Origin of the sequence: Chitinophaga pollutisoli (assembly GCF_038396755.1) — a bacterium.
In the GTDB taxonomy this organism is placed as follows: Bacteria; Bacteroidota; Bacteroidia; order Chitinophagales; family Chitinophagaceae; genus Chitinophaga; species Chitinophaga pollutisoli.
On the sequence record NZ_CP149822.1, the window covers coordinates 2,630,871 to 2,646,109 of the forward strand.

The following is a 15,239-nucleotide window of genomic DNA, read 5'->3' on the forward strand; positions in this document are numbered from 1 at the left end:
ATCTTTCTTTGCGTACGATCAACTTCGCGAACTTCTCCACGACTATTACCAGGTCGCCCATATAGAATAACTGCAAATTCGTATCAATGACATCGGGTTCCATTCCTTCCAACATCAACTTCTCCAACAGCGTAAAGTATTTATCCAACGGCGCCGGTAATAACGATTTCGTCACCAACACCAAGCGCGCGGCATACATCATCGAAACCGACAACATTCCCAGCATGGTAACGTAACACACATGGTATAACACATGCACTTCCCTCCCGGATTTGAATAAATCCCGGGTGATCGGCATCAGGAAGAACGCTACCGCGGAATATATGAACAGCAAATGCGTCAACTTGTCCATATACTGCTGGTACTTCTCCGCGTATAACATCAAACGGCGCTCATGCAGCTCGATCAGGTGCGCCACATCAAAAAAGGATCTCACAAACAATGGTTTTATCTATGGGTAAAATTAAGGGGAGGTGGGAACCCCGCCATGAGAAAAGGGCGAGAATATCTCCGGAAAGAAGAGAAAATCTCCGGAAAGGAAAGAAAACCGAAAATAAAATTGTGCAAAATAAGAAAGCCGGACCCTCAGGCCCGGCTTTCTTCGTCAAAATGCCGTTCGCACACCCGTCTTGGGATCCGTGACGGATATCACACTATCTACAATAAAATTACTTACACCCCGCCAGGGTAATGCTCCAAGGTACTCCTTGTAATGCAACTCCAGCAACTTCCCGCTACTGCTCATCAGCAACTGCGCCACCTTCTCATTCGTCACCGAAAACTGGAACTCGTTCGACTGCACACCGCCCATACTCTGCGGCTTAAAACCCGACTGGATCAGCCTGCCCTCATACGTCTTCCAGATATACCCCTTCTGCACGAAGAAATTCAACTCGCCCGCCTTCGCGCCACGGCCGAATACAAAATAGTAGCGATAGTAAAAGAACCCTCCCAGCACCACCAGGATGATCAGAACAATAATAAGTACGAACTTTTTCATATCAGGATTATAAACCGTATTTATCGACAAGGTATATCAACGCCCCCATGCCCACGGCCCCCATTTCCAACTCACGCTTGTTCACCGACTCAAATGTATCCGACGCGGCATGGTGAATATCAAAATAACGCTGCGAGTCGGGAGAAAGTTCAGCCATCGGAATCCCAAACGCCCGTCCCAGCGGCGTAATATCCACGCCGGACCCTACTTCATCAAAATCATACAACCCATATGGCAGCATCAGCGGCGCCCAGCTCTTCACCTTCGCACGTTGCTCAGGCTTCATGTCCATGATAAATCCCCTCGGCGTAAATCCTCCCGCATCACTCTCCAGCGCAAACAAATGCCGCTCGTTGTTTAGTTTCGCCAGTTTCGCATATTTCGCTCCACCGCGCACCCCGTTTTCTTCATTAGCAAACAACACCACGCGCAACGTCCGCTTCGGCCGCATCCCCAGCGACTTGTATGCCCGCAAGATCTCGACGGACTGCACCACGCCGGCCCCATCGTCGTGCGCTCCCTCGCAGTTATCCCACGAATCCAGGTGCGCCCCCACGGTAATATATTCATCCGGGAACTCACTCCCGCGTAATTCCCCGATCACATTGTGCCCGATCGTATCCGGCAGCATCTCGCAGGTGGTCCGCAAAAACACCTGCATCGTGGGATCGTTCACGATCCGCCTGCTCAGCCGTTCCGCATCCTGCAAACCGATAGCCACCGCGGCGATCTTCGGAAACGAATCATTGTACCGCGTACTTCCGGTATGCGGATAGTTATCCGTGCTATGGCTCATCGACCGCACGATCACCGCCACCGCTCCGTATTTCGAAGCCCGGCTGGGCCCCTGCGACCGGTACTTCACCGCATCGCCATAACTATGAAAAGTTTTAACGAACGTCGGATTGAACGGGTAATTATAAAACACGATCTTTCCCTTCACGGCGTCTTTTTTCGCCTCCAGTTCATCAAAGGAACGCACTTCCAGCACCGGCGCGGTAACGCCCTTCGCGCCCGTGCCCACCGAATTCCCCAAAGCGATCACATGCAGCGGCGGCACCAAATCACGGCGCCGGCTCACAATCTTCGCCTGCTCCTTGTCGCCCCGCACCCAATGCGGCACCAAGCATTCCTGCGTAAACACCTTCTCCGCGCCGGCCGCTTTCAGTACTTCGGCACCCCATTTTTCCGCTTTCACCATCTGCGGCGATCCGGCCAGCCGCCCCCCGATCTGCTTGGTGAGCACGCGGAGATTCTCATAAGCGGCACTGTTTGTCAGCACCTCGTCCGCCAGGCGGCGGATCGTCAGCGAGTCGGAGTCCTGCGCAACGGCTCCTTGCACCGTTATGCAGGCCAGCACTGCTAAAATTGGCTTCATCATGATAAGATCCGGATTTACGGCTTTAAAGCTAACTAATTTTAAAATACTTACCTTAGCAACTCATTAAATCCACTTCACGGATGCGCATTGGAATTGTATGCTACCCAACTTACGGTGGTAGCGGCGTTTTGGCGACTGAACTGGGCAAAGCACTGGCAGACAAAGGGCACCTGGTGCACTTCATCACTTACCAGCAACCCGTCCGGCTGAATGCCTTCCACGCCAATATTTATTATCACGAAGTTCAGGTCCCCACATATCCGCTGTTCGATTTCCCGCCGTATGAAAGCGCGCTCAGCAGCACGATGGTGGACGTGATCCTCAACCAGAAACTCGACCTCCTCCATGTTCACTATGCCATCCCGCACGCCTCCACAGCGTACATGGCGCAGCAGATCGTGGCCAAACAAGGCCGGCATATCCCCTTCATCACCACGCTTCATGGTACCGATATCACGCTGGTGGGGAAAGACAAGACCTACGCCCCCGTAGTCACTTTTTCCATCAACGAATCTGACGCCATCACGGCCGTGTCCAACAACCTGCGGGACGAGACGTATAAATCCTTCCCCATCGAAAAGGATATCTCGGTGATTTACAACTTTGTAGACACCGCGCGCTTCACCCGCCGCGACCTTCCCCATTTCCGCCAGGCCATCGCGCCGAACGGGGAAAAAATCCTCCTGCACGTGTCCAACTTCCGTAAAGTGAAGCGCGTTCCGGACGTGGTGAAGATCTTCCGCCAGGTGCGCGACGCCATGCCCGCCAAACTCCTCCTCGTGGGCGACGGCCCCGACCGCCCCATGATCGAATGCATGTGCCGCGAAATGGGCCTGTGCGACGATATCCGGTTCGTAGGCAAACAGGAGCAGCTGGAAGATGTCATGTCCATCTCCGACCTCTTCATCCTCCCTTCCGACTACGAAAGTTTCGGCCTCGCCGCCCTGGAAGCCATGGCGAGCCAGGTGCCCGTCATTTCCTCCAATGCCGGCGGCCTCCCGGAAATCAACATCGACGGCGTTACCGGTTACAGCAGCCCCGTTGGCGACGTTGACCAGATGGCCGCCCATGCGATCGCCATCCTGAAAAACGAGCAGCTGCTCGCCTCCCTGCGCAAAGGCGCCCTCGAACAGGCCCTGCGGTTCCACATCGATAATATCATCCCGCAATACGAAGCCCTGTATGACACCGTACTCCAACAGTCGGTAGTGCGTAACTAATGCGGTAAAATCACATAAAAAAAGAGCGACGGTATCCCGTCGCTCTTTTTTTGTCCGGTAACCCCGGGATTATCTTTGTTTGAACCAGGAATTGGCGTTCTGGAGCTTGTCTACTTTGTAAATCTGCACTTCCACCACACCGGCGCTTTCTTCATCGTTGGTACGGGCGGTTCCGATCACTTGCCCGGTGTTTACTACCTGGCCGGATTTCACGCTGAAGTTGGACAGGCCCACATAGTTGGTGAAGTATTGTCCGTGGCGGATGGTGATACACACACCGCCGCCGGGGATGGCGAACACGGACCGTACTTCGCCCTTGAACACGGCCCTTACGCTGCCGCCTTTGCGGGTGGCGAAGATCATGCCGTCGTTTTCCTCGGTGATGCGGCTGATGTCCGGGTTTTTCTGGATACCGAAGTAGCCGATGATGGAGCCGGATTCCACGGGCCAGGGGAGTTTGCCTTTATTAGCCTCGAAGTTATCGGACAGGGCGGCGATCTCGGGGGTCGCTTCCAGTACGTTGTAAACGCGGGTTGGTTTTTCGGGAGTTGCCGTGGCCGGGGGCTCGGGCTTGGGAGCCGGTGGCGGCGCAGGCGTAGCGGGCGCGGGGGTATTGGCTGCCGTGTTGTTATTGGCGGCATTGTTGGCCGCCGCGGCTTTGGCAGCCTCGCGGGCTGCGGCCAGGGCGCGCTGACGCTCTTCTTCCTTACGCTTCTTCTCTGCTTCCTCGGCTTTCCTGCGGGCCAGTGCTTCGGCTTCCGCCTTTCTGCGCGCGGCTTCGATCTCCTTCCGGATTACGGCGCGGATGAGGTCCTGTACTTTCTTCTGGTCTTTCTGCTTCTGCGCGATATCGGCAACGAGTTCTTTTTCACGGCCTTTCAGCTTGCTGAGCACTTCGTCTTTTTCCTTGCGGTCTTTCTCAAGGGTTTCGCGTTCCTTCTGCTCCGCGGTAAGCGTTACGGAGCGTTTCTCCCGCTGGTCCTGGAGGTTTTTCACCTTGATCCGCAACTGTTCCTGCGTTTCGATGATGTTATCGGCCTGGCGGCGGCGGAATTCGCGATATTGCTGCAGGTATTTATACCGTTTAACGGCGTCGTTGAAGCTTTTGGCGGAGAATACAAAGTTCAGCAAAGCATATGAACTACGGTTCTTATACGCGGACACGATCAGTTGGGCGTATTGTTCCTTCAACGTATCGAGGTCGCGCTGCAAGGTTTTCACATCGCGCAGCGCCGTGTTGATGTCGCCGTTGATGAAGTTCAGCTCTTCGTTGATATTGCGGATCAGCTTGGCGCGGGCCTCAATTTTGTTGCGGAGCGCACGCAGTTGACCCAGGTTTTCCCGGCTCGATTTCTTGGTCTCCTTCAGCATATTCTGCGTATCATCCAGTTCTTTCTGGATCTCACGCTTCCGCTGCTCCAGTTCTTCCCGGCTCTGGTTCTGCGCATGCAGCAAGCCAGGCGCCAATACCAGCGCCAGCAAGAATACCGGAATGAACTTTTTCAATTGCATCATATGGTTCCGAAGTGATGTTTAATAACGTTAAATATACAACGAAATTGTATTCTATTGACGCGTGTAAGACGCCGGAATGGGGAACGGAAAGCTCACGGGCTTGTTGAATTCCATCTTCCGGATGTCCAGCGCTACTTTCATAACCTGTTTTTCTTCCACATAAATCTTCCGCTGGAATGCCAGCTTGCGCCCTTCCACTGTACGGAAATCACCATAAGTCAGCTCCACCACGCGCGGCGTGGCCCTCGCCTCATCCGCATCTGTTATCTTCACCTGCTGCACCGAATAATCGTCGGCGAATATATTGAATTGGCTCAGCAGCTGCTGCATCTTCGATACAAACGAAATCACCGACTGCGTGCGCACCACCTGTTCCACCGTATCGCCGAGGAACACTGGGTTGCCCACCAGCAGGTCCTGCAATTCGGACAGGCTCATGTTCAGCTTCATCAGTTCCTGCCCTTCCGCCGTGCTGCGCAGCATCACCGTACCTTCCAGCCGGTTGGTGACCTTGATACTGTCGCGGGTGATGAGGATCCGGGCGCCTTCCACATTGAGCGGGCCGCCGATCCGCACCCAGATGGCGCTGTCGCGCTGTATCCGGATGTTCACGCCAAGATTGTTCCCTTTCTTCCCCCTGTCGTCTTCAAAATCCATCTTCATATCCGCCGTAAACGTCTCGTACGTCACGCGGTTGGCGTTCACTTTCTCCCGGATCTCACGGGCTTCGGCGAATGCCTTTTCCGTATCGGCGGTATCGGGCCGGGTAGCGGGCGCAGTGGAGTCGGACGGGAAAGTGGCGCGGGTGATGCGCGTGGAACGGCAGGAAAACAATGCCAGACTGATCAGCGATGCAACAATTGGAAGTTCTATTTTACGATTCATGATACTCTGTTCGACGATTTTTTTTAGCCCGCCATTCAACGGTCCATATTTTTTATGTAACGCTTCTCCGCGATTTTGCGGGCAAGGCCATGGGAATTCGCGCCGCGGGCTTTCGCCATTTGCCAGAACTGCATGGCTTTTTCCTTCTCGTTCAGGTTGAAGAGGATGTCTCCATAATGTTCCAGCACATCCGGATCCTGCTGCGCTTCGTTGAATTCGAGCGCTTTCTCGATCCAGACTTTGGCGTCGCGGTAACGGCCGAGGCGGAATAGTATCCATGCGTAGGTGTCCAGGTAAGTCGGGCTATCCGGTTTCAATTCGATGGACTTCCGGCTGAGTGCTTCCGCCTTATCGAGCTTCTCTCCGCGCATGGACAGGTAATAGCTGTAGTTATTCATGACGATATGATCCTTCGGCCGCATGCCCAGCACGATCTCGTAGCAGCTGTCGCTCCGGCTGTGGAAGCCGCTGGCGTGATAGGTGTCTCCCAGCAAGGCGTATACATCGGCCACAAAGCGTTTCTCACCGCCGATCTCGAGCGCACCGGAAAGGGCGTTCACCGCGGCGTCATACCGTTGTTTGAAATAATTGGCCAAACCGTTGAAATAATATCCCATGAATTCGCGCGGGAACTGCTGCTTGACGTGGTTGCTCACACGGAGCAACGAGTCGGGCTGTTCGGTACGCGAATACAGGTACATGAGCTGGTACCAGACGCTGAACCGGGTAGAATCGAGGTCCAGCGCGAGTTTGTAGTTGATCAGCGCGCTGTCGGGCACATCGGCCTGCGAATACATGTCGGCTCTCAATGCGTAGGCTTTCGCATCGTCAGGATGCGATTCCACGATAAGGTTGGCCAGCATGATGCCTTCGTCGCGTTTGGTAGTATCCGTTTCCAGCATCTGGAGATAAGGGTACACGAAAGACACCTTTTCGTCGATATTGAAATCGGGATTATGGAATGCTTTGAGGAGGAATGCGCGGTAGCGGGCTTCGTTGCCGTTTTTCTTTTCCAGGTTGGCTACGGCGATGAGCGCGCGGGGATGCTGGGGGTCGATAGACAGGATCGTGTCGTACACCGCCCTGGCATCAGCCGTACGTTTTACAGCTTCATAGATTTCCGCCAGGAGGCCCCAGTAGCGGAGTTCTTCGGGCTGCTGGACGATGAGGCGCCGAACTTCAGCCGCGGCATTGTCGGGCATCCGGAGCCGCATGTAAATCCGCTGCTTCTGGAATACGATCTCATCGTTCAGCCCTACGCGCATTTCAAGGGAATCGAAAATGCGGAGGGCTTCAGAGAACTGGTTCGCCTTGGCGAGCGAAAGCCCTTTGTTGAAAAGCAGATCGTCGTCCTGCGGGGTAATCCGCATCAGCCTGTCGTACACGATCGCCGCGCTGTCGAACATATCGTTCACCGAGAACGCTTCCGCCAGCGATAGCTGGTACCATTTATTGGTAGAATCCATGCCGGCCGCGCGCCGCGCGAAACCGAGGGCATATTGCGGGTTGCGCGCTTCCATGAAAAGGCGGCTCAGTTCGTAATAAACGGCCGCATTCTGGCGGTTGAGGCGTAGATAATCGGAATACTGCGTGATGGCAGTCTTGTAATCGCCGAGCATTTTGGAGCGTTGCGCGGCAAAGAAAAGACTGTCCGCCCGCTGCGCCAGGATTTCCTGTTGCAACGGAGCGGGGATCGAGGCGGCGCTTTTGCGCTGGCTGCCGCAGGAAGCGGCGAGCAGCCCCGATATGGCCAGGATCAGTATGCCGGTGGCGCGCATGCTCAGGATTTGCCGGTATGGCCGAATCCGCCTTCACCACGTACCGTTTCCGTCAGCTCGCCTACTTCGGTAAGCGTGGCCTGTACGAACGGGGCGATCACCATCTGGGCGATGCGGTCGCCATGCTGGATGGTTTGCGGTTCGGTGGATAAATTGATCAGGATGATCTTGATTTCTCCTCTGTAGTCTGCATCAATCGTGCCGGGCGTGTTCAGCAGGGTAAGGCCCTGTTTGATGGCCAGGCCGCTGCGCGGGCGCACCTGCGCTTCGAAGCCTGCGGGCAGTTCCATGAAAAGGCCCGTGGGAATAAGGGTACGTTCCATCGGCTGCAGGGTAACGGCAGCTTCGAGGTTGGCGCGAAGGTCCATGCCGGCCGCGTCTGCCGTGGCATATCCGGGCAGCGGGTTGGCGGAACGGTTGATGATTTTTACTTGAATATCAGCCATTGAACAAAGGTAACGGTTATCGATAAAAGGTTATTGCTTTTCGAGGAGCACGTTGGCATAGGCTACCACGCCTTCCTCGCGCCCTACAAAGCCCAGCTTTTCAGTGGTGGTGGCTTTGATGGAAACATCCTCCACCGTCAACCCCAACCTTTCCGCAATCACCTCCTGCATCTGCGGAACATACGGCCTGATCTTAGGCGCCTGCAGGCACAGGGTGGCGTCCACGTTCACAACGCTGTAGCCCTTTGCCTTGATCAGCTCGCTGCAACGGGAAAGCAATATTTTGCTGTCGATGTCTTTATAGGTATTGTCGGTGTCGGGGAAATGCGTCCCGATGTCGCCCAGCGCGGCGGCACCCAGCATGGCGTCGCAGATGGCATGCAGCAACACGTCGGCATCGCTGTGCCCGAGGGCGCCCTGCGTATGCGGTACCAATACCCCGCCCAGCCAGAAGTCGCGGCCCGGCACCAGCTGGTGAAAATCTACGCCCAATCCAATCCTTAACTTACTCATTATCCAATTTTTTGCAGTTCCGTAAAATAATAAATCCTCCAAAAGACCGGAGGATTTATTGCATCTTAAAAAGTATTATGGCAAATATACTATCTATTCCTCATTTGCACCCAGGTCGAACGTCAGCGAGAACCGCAGGGTGTTCGACAGCGGATTCCGCTGGATGCCCGTACCGGATGGCACCAGGTACGAGAAGTTCAGGCCGAAAATGTTGTATTTCACACCCACACCGGCGGTAAAGAACTTGCGGTTCCCCTTGGATGCATGCTCGTTGTAATAACCCGCACGAACGGCGAACAGGTCATTATACCAATATTCCGCACCTACCGAATACATCAGCTCCTGCAACTCTTCCTTGAATCCGCCCGGCGCGTCACCAAAGGAACTGAACATCCCTTCCAGCATGCTCTTGTTGGGCAGGTAGGCGGAATCGCCAACGTATTGTACCGACGGCACCATCAGTTTATTAATGTCTGCCGTGAAAGTTACCTTGTTGTAATCATCGATGCCGATGGTGTACGCCGCGCCCAGGCCGAAGTTGGTAGGCAGAAAATCCTTCTGCGCTGACTGGGTGTAGGAAATACGGTTACCGATGTTGGAAATGGAAAGACCGGCGCTGAAGTTGTTCGTCATGCCGTTGTTATTCTCGAAATCCTTCGTGTAAAAGGCGGACAGGTCGGCAGCCACGGCGCGCCCGGGACGGATGGTCTGGTCGTTGATGGTACCGCTGGCCAGGCTGGAGTGGATGTAACGGAGCGTTACGCCCATTGACCAGTTTTCGCTCAGCTTGCGTGCATAACCCGCGTCAAAGGCGAACTCCCTGGGGCGGAAGTTACCCAACTCCTGTCCATTATCGGCGCGCATGTCCAGATCGCCCAGGGAAAAGTACCGGAGAGATCCCCCGATCGCCTGGTTCTCATCAATTTGCGTATACCCTGCCAACTGGGCCAGGAACACATCCTGCACCAGCTCTTTCAGCCAGGGCGTATAAGTTACCGCTACCGCGGATTTCTGTTTGGCAAAAGGAAGTTTGGAAAGGTTCCAGTATACGGAATTCGCATCCGCGGAAATAGCAACACCCGCGTCGCCCATCGCGCCGCTCCTGGCGTCGGGGGATATACGCAGGAAAGGAACAGCCGTGCTGATCACATTTGTCCTACCGTCAACCGGAACGGTAGGGTCAACCTGCGCATTTGCATTCATGGTAAGGCAAAGGGAGGAAATGCAAATAACAGCTGTCGAAATCCTGGAAAACATGCAATTCTATTTAGTTAGCTTAAATGTAAAAATAATGTCTAATTTATTAAAAGCAATAAACGGGGACCAAAGGCATAATATTATGTGCTCAAATTCATCCATTTTATAATGTACGAATTAATATAATATCATCTTTCCGCCGTGTATACGTTGGCCGCCCTCCTTTTTGCTCAAGCTGATTTGAAAGAAGTAAATTCCTGGGGTCAGTCTTGCTCCCGAACTGGCGTCTGCATTCCAAGGTATATCCCCAAAACGGCCGTTGCTCGTATTTATTGTGCCTCTTATCTGCCGCACCGGTTGACCGGCGGCTGTAAAGATACTGATAACGGCGCTTACATCCACATTCTCCCACGGGATATCGACCATAAACCGGGTAAAACCCCGGGCCGGATTGGGATAAACCCAGGCCCGGCCGCCTTCTTCCTCCCCGCCCACCACAAAATGGAGGGTCCGGGTGGCGGAATTGTTGCGGGTATCCCAGGCCCGGATCGTCAGCGTATGCCTCCCCGGCGAAAGCCCCGCCATGGGAAAAATGACCTCCCCTTCCCGCCAGGTGCCCGGCAGGGCGGTATAATAATTATTGAGGATGAAGAATTGCGTGCTGTCGTCGAGCACGGCGGTAAGGTCGTGCCCCGTGCCGTTGCCCGTCGCGTTGATCCCGGAAATATCCTTCAAATGCAGCAGCAGCGTAGGGGAAGAAGAAGTATGCCCACCATCCCTGAAGCCCCGGTGATCCATCCAGGCCCCGATCTCCGGGCCTTCTCCATCGGGCTGCACATCCGCCGCCGTACCCGACAGCCGCATCCCCCGCCAGGCGCCGCCTGCATCCGCACCAGCCGACTGCGCATAAAATCGCATCACGGCACTGGCGCCCGACTGCGACATATCCTTCGGCACCACGAACCCCGTAGCAAAGCGCCCAGCGATCACGGTATCGGTGCCGCGGTACAGCACCCTGTCGTCTTCCCCAAAGGCCGCCTGCCGGCTGCCGGGATCGTTGGCGCGGGTGTATTTTATTCCCGGCGCGTCATGTACGGTGATGCTTACCCGGCCGTTGAAATTCATCATCACACTACCTCCCGCATCCCGCACGCTGCCTGACAACCGGTAAAAACCCAGCGCTTTCAGCGAATCAGCGCCATTGGCGGGCTGTCCGTTCACCGAATCGAGGAACACGCGCTGCTGCGGAAAAGCGATCGCCATCGCCGGATCACCCAGCAGCTGAAACTTCCGGTTATTGACCACATCGCCCGACTGCGCGTAGGTCGCATTTTTGGCGCGCATGGCGCCTTCACCGAGGAGCGGCATTTTGCCGGAAGCGTTTGGCCGGAGCGCTTCACGGAAATAATTCGCATTCATCACTTTATTGGAAGCTGCCAGCACAGCCCTGGTGGTCGTCAGCAGGGCGATGGCGCCGCCGGTTTCGCGGAGCAGCAATTGCCCGCCCAGCGGCGAAATCTCCGGCTGGTCATAAGGACCAAAATCGCAGGTAGCGGTGATCAGCAAGGGCGGCCTGTCGCTGTTTTCCCATTCAGCGGCGGAAGCTTCGCTCAAAACCGCTTCTTCCGCCAGCCGCAAGGCACTGCCGTGGCCGCTGTAATTCCAGATGAGGTTGCCGGCGTTCATCCGCTGGCGGATGGCGTCGTTTACCGCGGGGTAACGGCTGCCGGAGGAACTGGAGACCTGCGGAAATGCATCGAGGTATATTTTTTGAATATGGAAGCCAGGCGTTTCCTCCGCCACCATCTCCGCAACCATTTCCGCATCCTCGAAATGGAGATTGCCATCTTCATCGTCGGCCGCGAAAGTCAGCTCCTGCCGCCAGGCTCCAAAGGTCCGGGGCGATTCGTATCGAATGATTTTATTCACAACCGCTTCCGATTCTTCCGTGGTTGTCACGGGCAGCCGGCCCACGGCCACATCCAGGAGGGAACCAGGGCGGGAGATATCGTCGCTATCGTCGAGGAAACCGTAAAAATCGTCGGTAGGATGGGTATTTAAACCATGCAGGGACGCAGGGCTTTGCCAGACGGGCACTTTCTCCGGATCTGCTTTTTTATATTGATAATCAGCACGGCCCATCAGCAGCACAAATCGCAGCGACTTCCGGTCGTAATGCATTTTGAGGAAATCCCTCAGCGCAGCTGGCTCCGCGATGCCGCTGCCGAACTCGTTCCAGATAAGGGTTGTAGGAACGCAGGCCACGCTCAGCCCGGTGTGTTCCCTTCGCCATGCCGCCAGTTTTTCTGCCTGCGGCTGGAATGCCGGCGGGCTGATGATGAGCATCTGCGCCGGCGCCTGCCCGTGCAGATTCTGGTTCGCAACCGGCCCGAGATAATCCGGCGCGGGAAGCCCCCGGGCCTGAATGCCACGAATTCTCTCAATTTCTCCGCCTCGCGGGAAAACCGAAGCTCATTATTAATAAGAATTGCCGGCACTTGCACGGGTTGCAGCGGATCAGAAACGTCCCAAACGCGCGTGCTTTCATCAGCGCCCATAATCGCGAATCCCTTAATGCTTCCGGGGCCTGTATCTTTTCCATCCCGGAAAAGCAATGCACCCGTTGCCGGGAGCCTTAGCGGGGCGCGGCCTTCAACGGTATAATAATCCAGCCATCCCTGTGCGCTTGCGTTTCCCGCAAAGGAGATCGTGAAAACGGCGGCGGGCCCAACCGGATACGCACCGCTGGCCGTGGAAGCGTAGGTATCGAAGATATTTCCAGGCACGGGCGGCGGGTAGAGCGTTCCCAGGACCTGCCCGCCCGCGGAGATATCGAATTTGACGGCGGAAGACGAGCGCGCCGCGGCACGCACTTTCAAAACCGCCTCCGAAAGGTTGTCCGGTATGACGATGGGGTACTTACGCACGAGGGCGTCTTCCGGGAGCGACGAAAAGCGGTCACCGAACCATTCCCTGCCGCCTGACAATATATTATGCCGGTCCGTTTCATACACTTCGCGGTAATCATAGTCTTGCTGGAAAGTATTGACCGCCGGGCCGGCGGGATCTTGCGTTATACGGCTACCGCCGCTGCCGAGTGTAATAAAATAAACGGTGGAATCGGCGTAGAGATGCCTTTGGTGTTCCCAGGCCCCGGCGGCATATCGCCAGCGGAGGGGGCCGGGGGCGTAAAATAAAATATAGTCCGTGCCGTTTAAGATACCGTCGCCCCCGTCGGCCACTGCGATGGCGGTTTCGGGGAGGTCGTCGGGCCGGGGGATGGCATTATCTTCCGGGATCATGGCGCCGCCGGAGCCGAAGAGGCGGACGGCGGCGGAGGGTTTTCCTTCCGCGGCAAGTCCCCAGGCCTGGAGTTGCTGCACGGAAATGCGGTACACCCCTGCCCGTGGGACGGATATCTTCCGCCAATCGCCATCCGCCAATACCGACCGGTTGGCGTATCGCTGCGCCGCCGCGTTCAGGGCGGGGAGCAGGCAGATTACCAGGGCGAAGAACCTCTTTTTCCGGGGGCGGTGAGCATAAAGGTGGAAAGCTTGTATCATACAAACCTAATATATATCAGGGAGTTTCACAACGCCCGTTACAAGCATCTGTTTACAGATTATTTATTTTTTCTATAAAATAAAAAGAATTACATTTGCGTTTACCTATTTGAATACCTAAATTGTATCGATCAAAAGCTGTTATCGCATGCACAGATTAACCTCCTTATCCTTGATTGTAGGCGCCGGCGTAATGCTGTCGATGTCTGCCTGCAGCAAGAACGGCGGCGGGCTGTTCGGAAAGAAGAAAGAATCTTCTTCCGCTACGGGCTGGAATTATAACGACCCGAAAATGGGTGGTTTCTCCGTTGCCAAGAGCAAGGACCAGTTCACTGGTCCCGGACTTGTTTTCGTTCAGGGCGGTACGTTCGCCATGGGCGCCACGGAGCAGGATGTGATGGGCGACTGGAACAATATCCCCCGCCGTATTACGGTATCGTCGTTTTATATCGACGAAAACGAAGTTTCCAACGTAAACTACCGCGAGTACCTGTACTGGCTCAACCGTGTATACGGGGAATCTTTCCCGGATGTATACCGCGGCGCGCTGCCCGACTCCCTGGTTTGGCGTAGCGAGCTGGCTTACAACGAGCCCCTGGTGGAGTATTACTTCCGTCACCCCGCGTACAACGACTATCCGGTGGTAGGTGTTTCCTGGAAACAGGCGACCGACTATGCCAAATGGCGTTCCAACCGTGTAAACGAAAAGCTCCTCATGGACGCGGGCCTGCTTTCCCAGGCGGATATCATGAACCAGGCCGACGATAACACGTTCGATTCCAAATCTTACCTCGCAGGCCTGTACGAAGGCACGCCCGGCAAGATGACCAAATCCGCCAAGAAACAATTCGCCAACCCCGACGGCTCTCCCCGCGGCGCGCAGTTCGAAGACGGTATCATGTTGCCGGCCTATCGCCTGCCCACGGAAGCCGAATGGGAATATGCAGCGCTCGGATATATCGGCCAGAACCCGAATCCTTCCAAGAAAGAAGGCAAACGCGGTGAAGAGCTGATCCTGAACAAACAGATTTACTCCTGGGGCACCAACAACGCAGGCCTCCGCGATATCCGCCGCGGCAACTGGCAGGGTCAGTTCCTGGCGAACTTCAAGCGTGGTTCCGGTGACAACATGGGTATGGCAGGCGGCCTGAACGACCGTGCTTCTATCCCCGGTCCCGTTCGTTCCTTCTTCCCCAACAACTTCGGCGTGTACAACATGTCGGGTAACGTAAGCGAATGGGTGCAGGACGTTTACAGGCCGTTGACCACCATTGATGGCGACGACTTCAACTACTTCCGCGGTAATAAATTCCAGACGATTTATCAGAATGCAGACAAGGAGTTCGAAAAAGACAGCCTGGGTACGCTGAAAATGCGTGATGTAACGGATGAAGAATCCGCCAGCCGTCTGAACTACCAGAAAGGCGACGTAATCAACTACCTCGATGGTGACAGCCTGTCGCTGGTGGAATATGGTTACGGCGTAACTACGCTGATCAACGATAAATCCCGTGTAATCAAAGGTGGTAGCTGGAACGACCGTGCATACTGGCTTTCTCCCGGCACCCGCCGTTACATGCAGGAAGATATGGCGACCAACACCGTAGGTTTCCGTTGTGCGATGGACCGTGTGGGCAGCCCTGAAGGGAACAAGTTTAAAACGGGTCAGGTTTTCCGCGCCCAGCGCCAGAAACGCTAATCCGCTCTTATAGCATACAAGAAAAAGGCTGACCGAATGGTC

At 55.3% G+C, this 15,239-nt stretch carries 13 protein-coding genes; 3 read left to right on the forward strand and 10 right to left on the reverse strand.

The window, feature by feature from the left end; translation table 11 throughout:
• Window positions 1-86: 86 nt before the first annotated feature.
• Window positions 87-236: a hypothetical protein gene (locus WJU16_RS10710; protein ID WP_341838308.1), complete on the forward strand. Its 150-nt coding sequence runs from the start codon at window positions 87-89 to the stop codon at window positions 234-236.
• Between the two features lie 368 nt (window positions 237-604).
• Here WJU16_RS10710 and WJU16_RS10715 read toward each other — a convergent pair whose 3' ends face one another.
• Both WJU16_RS10715 and WJU16_RS10720 read right to left on the reverse strand, forming a co-directional pair.
• Complete coding sequence (locus tag WJU16_RS10715) at window positions 605-1,000, reverse strand: hypothetical protein (protein ID WP_341838309.1); 396 nt, start codon at window positions 998-1,000, stop codon at window positions 605-607.
• 7 nt (window positions 1,001-1,007) lie between these two features.
• Complete coding sequence (locus WJU16_RS10720) at window positions 1,008-2,381, reverse strand: M20/M25/M40 family metallo-hydrolase (protein ID WP_341838310.1); 1,374 nt, start codon at window positions 2,379-2,381, stop codon at window positions 1,008-1,010.
• 80 nt (window positions 2,382-2,461) lie between these two features.
• On the opposite strand from WJU16_RS10720, the gene bshA reads away from it, so the two are divergent.
• Complete coding sequence (gene bshA / locus WJU16_RS10725; protein ID WP_341838311.1) at window positions 2,462-3,601, forward strand: N-acetyl-alpha-D-glucosaminyl L-malate synthase BshA; 1,140 nt, start codon at window positions 2,462-2,464, stop codon at window positions 3,599-3,601.
• Between the two features lie 69 nt (window positions 3,602-3,670).
• Here bshA and WJU16_RS10730 read toward each other — a convergent pair whose 3' ends face one another.
• The 8 genes from WJU16_RS10730 to WJU16_RS10765 form a co-directional block, all read right to left on the reverse strand.
• Window positions 3,671-5,116: a peptidoglycan DD-metalloendopeptidase family protein gene (locus WJU16_RS10730; protein ID WP_341838312.1), complete on the reverse strand. Its 1,446-nt coding sequence runs from the start codon at window positions 5,114-5,116 to the stop codon at window positions 3,671-3,673.
• 51 nt (window positions 5,117-5,167) lie between these two features.
• On the reverse strand, window positions 5,168-6,001 hold the full coding sequence (locus tag WJU16_RS10735) for a DUF4292 domain-containing protein (protein ID WP_341838313.1): 834 nt from the start codon (window positions 5,999-6,001) through the stop codon (window positions 5,168-5,170).
• Window positions 6,002-6,036: 35 nt separating this feature from the next.
• Window positions 6,037-7,779 (reverse strand): tetratricopeptide repeat protein, encoded by a 1,743-nt coding sequence (locus tag WJU16_RS10740; RefSeq protein WP_341838314.1) that lies wholly within the window; start codon window positions 7,777-7,779, stop codon window positions 6,037-6,039.
• A gap of 2 nt (window positions 7,780-7,781) precedes the next feature.
• Window positions 7,782-8,225, reverse strand: coding sequence for a dUTP diphosphatase (dut, locus tag WJU16_RS10745; protein ID WP_341838315.1), 444 nt, complete (start codon window positions 8,223-8,225; stop codon window positions 7,782-7,784).
• Window positions 8,226-8,255: 30 nt separating this feature from the next.
• Window positions 8,256-8,738 carry a 2-C-methyl-D-erythritol 2,4-cyclodiphosphate synthase gene (gene ispF, locus WJU16_RS10750; protein ID WP_341838316.1) on the reverse strand — a complete coding sequence of 161 codons (483 nt, stop codon included), beginning with the start codon at window positions 8,736-8,738 and terminating at the stop codon, window positions 8,256-8,258.
• Window positions 8,739-8,831: 93 nt separating this feature from the next.
• On the reverse strand, window positions 8,832-9,995 hold the full coding sequence (gene porV / locus WJU16_RS10755) for a type IX secretion system outer membrane channel protein PorV (protein WP_341838317.1): 1,164 nt from the start codon (window positions 9,993-9,995) through the stop codon (window positions 8,832-8,834).
• Window positions 9,996-10,112: 117 nt separating this feature from the next.
• Complete coding sequence (gene porU / locus WJU16_RS10760) at window positions 10,113-12,305, reverse strand: type IX secretion system sortase PorU (protein ID WP_341838658.1); 2,193 nt, start codon at window positions 12,303-12,305, stop codon at window positions 10,113-10,115.
• Complete coding sequence (locus tag WJU16_RS10765; RefSeq protein WP_341838318.1) at window positions 12,203-13,498, reverse strand: hypothetical protein; 1,296 nt, start codon at window positions 13,496-13,498, stop codon at window positions 12,203-12,205. Before WJU16_RS10765 ends, porU begins: the two co-directional genes overlap by 103 nt.
• 148 nt (window positions 13,499-13,646) lie before the next feature.
• Between WJU16_RS10765 and WJU16_RS10770 the strand changes: the two genes are divergently transcribed.
• Complete coding sequence (locus WJU16_RS10770; protein WP_341838319.1) at window positions 13,647-15,197, forward strand: SUMF1/EgtB/PvdO family nonheme iron enzyme; 1,551 nt, start codon at window positions 13,647-13,649, stop codon at window positions 15,195-15,197.
• Window positions 15,198-15,239 lie beyond the last annotated feature (42 nt).

What these genes read in the sequence shown, in the direction of transcription:
- WJU16_RS10710 (WP_341838308.1), top strand. Translation starts at nt 87, where the DNA reads ATGACATCGGGTTCCATTCCTTCCAACATCAACTTCTCCAACAGCGTA.
- WJU16_RS10715 (WP_341838309.1), bottom strand. Translation starts at nt 1,000, where the DNA reads ATGAAAAAGTTCGTACTTATTATTGTTCTGATCATCCTGGTGGTGCTG.
- WJU16_RS10720 (WP_341838310.1), bottom strand. Translation starts at nt 2,381, where the DNA reads ATGATGAAGCCAATTTTAGCAGTGCTGGCCTGCATAACGGTGCAAGGA.
- bshA (WP_341838311.1), top strand. Translation starts at nt 2,462, where the DNA reads ATGCGCATTGGAATTGTATGCTACCCAACTTACGGTGGTAGCGGCGTT.
- WJU16_RS10730 (WP_341838312.1), bottom strand. Translation starts at nt 5,116, where the DNA reads ATGATGCAATTGAAAAAGTTCATTCCGGTATTCTTGCTGGCGCTGGTA.
- WJU16_RS10735 (WP_341838313.1), bottom strand. Translation starts at nt 6,001, where the DNA reads ATGAATCGTAAAATAGAACTTCCAATTGTTGCATCGCTGATCAGTCTG.
- WJU16_RS10740 (WP_341838314.1), bottom strand. Translation starts at nt 7,779, where the DNA reads ATGCGCGCCACCGGCATACTGATCCTGGCCATATCGGGGCTGCTCGCC.
- dut (WP_341838315.1), bottom strand. Translation starts at nt 8,225, where the DNA reads ATGGCTGATATTCAAGTAAAAATCATCAACCGTTCCGCCAACCCGCTG.
- ispF (WP_341838316.1), bottom strand. Translation starts at nt 8,738, where the DNA reads ATGAGTAAGTTAAGGATTGGATTGGGCGTAGATTTTCACCAGCTGGTG.
- porV (WP_341838317.1), bottom strand. Translation starts at nt 9,995, where the DNA reads ATGTTTTCCAGGATTTCGACAGCTGTTATTTGCATTTCCTCCCTTTGC.
- WJU16_RS10765 (WP_341838318.1), bottom strand. Translation starts at nt 13,498, where the DNA reads ATGATACAAGCTTTCCACCTTTATGCTCACCGCCCCCGGAAAAAGAGG.
- WJU16_RS10770 (WP_341838319.1), top strand. Translation starts at nt 13,647, where the DNA reads ATGCACAGATTAACCTCCTTATCCTTGATTGTAGGCGCCGGCGTAATG.